This is a genomic window from Tritonibacter sp. SIMBA_163 (genome assembly GCF_046535935.1).
GTDB lineage: Bacteria > Pseudomonadota > Alphaproteobacteria > Rhodobacterales > Rhodobacteraceae > Epibacterium > Epibacterium scottomollicae.
This window is the reverse complement of sequence record NZ_JAWJBP010001050.1, coordinates 1-246: the sequence shown is the minus strand read 5'-3', so window position 1 is coordinate 246 and position 246 is coordinate 1. Positions and strand designations below refer to the sequence as shown.

1 protein-coding gene is annotated in these 246 nt (G+C 40.2%); it reads left to right on the top strand.

Annotated features, from left to right (window positions below; translation table 11 throughout):
- Positions 1–246 (top strand): hypothetical protein (locus R0J92_RS25545; RefSeq protein ID WP_411053747.1); only part of this gene is annotated, 246 nt, incomplete at both ends.

Below are 246 nucleotides of genomic sequence, written 5' to 3'. Positions count from 1 at the left end.
ATTCCTGATTTCCTACCATATGGCGGAACTGAACTCGGCTCTGGCAATCAGCTCATAGAATTTAGCAATGATAATAATTTCTCTAATGATTTTATAGCAGGTTGGGGAACCATTAGTAATCCTTTCTCTTCTCTAGGATTTTCTGATGAATTGGTAGTTGGCGTTAAACAGTCTTTTGACTTAAGCGCACCTGACTTCTTTGGAGCAGACGAAGTCCCCGAAACCAGCAGTTTTACTGTTGAAGAA